Raw genomic sequence first — 3045 nt, 5'->3', positions numbered from 1 at the left:
CGTGAGGCCGCGCCCCCGTGAGGCCGCGCCGCGGAGCGCCTCGCGGCCGCGCTACGGCGTGGGCATGCCGCCGGTCACCGCGAGTGTCTCGCCGACCACGTAGCTCGACTCGGGCGAGGCGAGGAACACGTAGGCGGGCGCGAGCTCAGTGGGCTGTCCGGCCCGTCCGAGCGGAGTGGACTTCCCGAACTCCGGCAGGTCCTCCTTCTCCTGCCCATCCGACACCTGTAGAGGCGTCCAGATCGGGCCGGGCGCGACGGCGTTGACGCGGATGCCCTTGGGTGCGAGCTGCTGCGCGAGGCCCTTGGTGAAGTTGTTGATCGCCGCCTTGGTCGAGGAGTAGTCCAGCAGGTTCGGCGCGGGCATGTACGCCACCACCGAGGTGGTGTTGATGATCGTCGACCCGGGCTCGAGGTGTCGCAGCGCGCCCTTGGTCACGCGGACCATCCCGATGATGTTCACCCCGTAGGTGTCGGTGAGTTGGTCGTCGGGCAGGTCCTCGAGGTCCGGGGCCACGACCTGCTTGCCCGCGTTGTTCACGAGGATGTCGAGCCCGCCGAGCTGCTCCGCCGCGGTATCGGCGAGGCCCTCGCAGAACGTGCGGTCGGTGAGGTCGCCGGGCAGGAGCGCCACGGTGCGTCCCTCGCGCTCGATGATCTCCGCGACGGCGCGGGCGTCGGCCTCCTCGGCGGGCAGGTGGTGGATGGCCACGTCGGCGCCCTCGCGGGCGAAGGCGATGGCCACCGCGGCGCCGATTCCGGAGTCACCGCCGGTGATGAGCGCCCTGCGGCCGGTGAGCCGACCGGTGCCCCGGTAGGAGTGCTCGCCGACGTCGGCGCGCGGCTCGAGGTCGGCGCCCAGGCCCGGCTCGGGCTGGTGCTGGACCGGCGGCTCGATGGCGGGGTACCGCGTGACGGGGTTCTGGAACGTCAGCTGGTCGGTCCGGGTGGTGTGGGTGTCCTGGTTCTGGCTCATGTCCTACCTTCCGGGTCGGGTGTGATTCCGCGCGCCCGGGGCGACGCCTCGGCGTCGCCCGTCGGGGTGGCCTCGGTGCCCCAACGTAGCCACGGGCCGGGGAGCGGGCGACCGGTCGGAGGCGCGTGGCACGATGACGGGGCACGACGACGACGAGGACGACGACGAGGAGCGCAGATGGCATCGGGGTCCGCACCCGCTGTGTTGCACCTGGTGTTGGGGGAGGACGAGTTCCTCACCGAGCGCGCCACCACGGGCGTCGTCTCGGCGGTCCGCGCGGCCACGCCGGCCGGGCAGGACCCGCCGGTGGTCTCCCGGCTGGGTGGTCCCGAGGTGACGGCCCCGCAGCTGTTCGAGCTGCTCTCGCCGTCTCTGTTCGGCGAGGCGCGGATCGTGGTCGTCACCGGCGCCGCGGAACTGGGCAAGGACGCCCAGGCTGCGGTGCTGGATGCCGCGCGGGACCTGCCGCCGGAGACGGTCCTGGTGGTCCAGCACACGGGCGGCGGGCGCGCCAAGGCACTGGTGGCGGATCTCCGCAGGGCCGGCGCGGAGGAGCACGCGGCCGGCAAGCTCACCCGCCACATGGACGTGGTGGGGTTCGTGCGGTCCGAGTTCCGGGGCCTGGACGTGCGTGTGGCACCCGAGGCGTGCGAAGCACTGGTCGAGGCTGTGGGGACCGACCTCCGTCAGCTGGCGTCGGCGTGCGGACAGCTCGTGGCCGACACCGGCGGCAAAGTGGACGTGGAAGCCGTCCGGCGCTACCACTCCGGGGTAGTGGGCGTCAGCGGGTTCACGGTGGCCGAGCGCGCCGTGACCGGGGACGTGGCCGGCGCGATCGAGGCGCTCGAGTGGGCGCTGCACACCGGGGTGCCGGAGGTGGTGCTCGCCGACGCGCTGGCGGATGCGGTGAACTCGATCGCCCTGGTGGGTACGCAGCGTGGCGTGCCGCCGGCGGAGCTGGCGAAGCAGGGCCTGCCGCCGTGGAAGGTCAAGAAGGTCACCGCCCAGACGCGCTACTGGTCCATCGAGACGCTGGGCAGTGCGCTGCAGGTGGTCGCGCGTCTCAACGGCGAGGTCAAGGGACGGGCGGAGAACCCGTACTACGCCCTCGAGCGCGCGGTGCGCGAGGTCGGGTCGCTGGCCTCCCTGTAGACGGGCCGATCGGGCCCGGCTCCGTCCCGTCCGACCGGGCCGTTCGCCCCGGCCGGACACCCGGTGCCCCCGCTCGCCGAAGCCGGGGACACGACGAGGGCCCACCCCGCACGCATGGTGCTGGGTGGGCCCTCGGAGCCTCGACGCGTCGTTGGCGCTGACGCGGGGCTGGGCGGCTCCCGGCGGGGGAGCGCCGGGGTGACTCAGAGGCTGTTGACGGCCTTGGTCAGCGCCGACTTCTTGTTGGCGGCCTGGTTCTGGTGGATGACACCCTTGCTGGCGGCCTTGTCGAGCTGGCGGGAGGTGGCGACGAGCAGGGCGCCGGCCTTCTCCTTGTCACCGGACTCGGTGGCCTCACGCAGGCTGCGGATGGCGGTACGCAGAGCCGACTTGGTCGACTGGTTACGGAGGCGGTTGCGCTCGTTGGTGCGGTTCCGCTTGATCTGGGACTTGATGTTGGCCACTCGTCACACCTTTATGTCGTGTGTCGACGGCTCCACGAGGGGATCCCGCCGATCTGATGTCTGGTCGTCTCGTCCGTGCGGGCACGTGGAACGTGCTCCGGTGGACACCGACGGCCCACTTTACCAGTGGGGTTCTCACCGGCCAAAACGTCGGCCGACCCCGTCGACGCCCGACAACGTTACTGGGACGCCGCCCACTCGGCCACCCGGCAGGCGCCCGGCGGCCACCCGGCGGTTGCCCACGGAGACCGCGAGGCCCGCGCCCGCGGCAGGTCATCACGGACAGGATCATCCATGACGGACGGACTCATCGCTGCACGCCACCTATCGGATCGCGCTACGCCTACGGGACCCCTTAGGCGTAGCGGCATCGGATAGGTGGCGCGGCTGGGGAGGGGCGGCTGCCCACTGAGACCGCTGCGGAGGGCTAGTGGGCATCTCCGTTAGTTCGTCG

General features: G+C 72.1%; 3 protein-coding genes. 1 reads left to right on the top strand and 2 read right to left on the bottom strand.

The window, feature by feature from the left end:
- Positions 1-51: 51 nt before the first annotated feature.
- Complete coding sequence (locus HMPREF3086_RS16810) at positions 52-975, bottom strand: SDR family oxidoreductase (protein WP_007629876.1); 924 nt, start codon at positions 973-975, stop codon at positions 52-54.
- A 177-nt stretch (positions 976-1152) separates the two neighbouring features.
- On the opposite strand from HMPREF3086_RS16810, the gene holA reads away from it, so the two are divergent.
- Positions 1153-2127, top strand: coding sequence for a DNA polymerase III subunit delta (holA, locus tag HMPREF3086_RS16805; RefSeq protein WP_061913695.1), 975 nt, complete (start codon positions 1153-1155; stop codon positions 2125-2127).
- 203 nt (positions 2128-2330) lie between these two features.
- On the opposite strand, the gene rpsT is transcribed toward holA, so the two are convergent.
- Positions 2331-2591, bottom strand: a complete 261-nt coding sequence (rpsT, locus tag HMPREF3086_RS16800; protein WP_007629872.1) for a 30S ribosomal protein S20 — start codon at positions 2589-2591, stop codon at positions 2331-2333.
- Positions 2592-3045: the final 454 nt, after the last annotated feature.

The organism is Dietzia sp. HMSC21D01 (assembly GCF_001815995.1).
Taxonomy (GTDB): Bacteria; Actinomycetota; Actinomycetes; order Mycobacteriales; family Mycobacteriaceae; genus Dietzia; species Dietzia cinnamea.
Note: the sequence above shows the minus strand (reverse complement) of the source record. Positions and strands in the feature narration are given on the sequence as shown.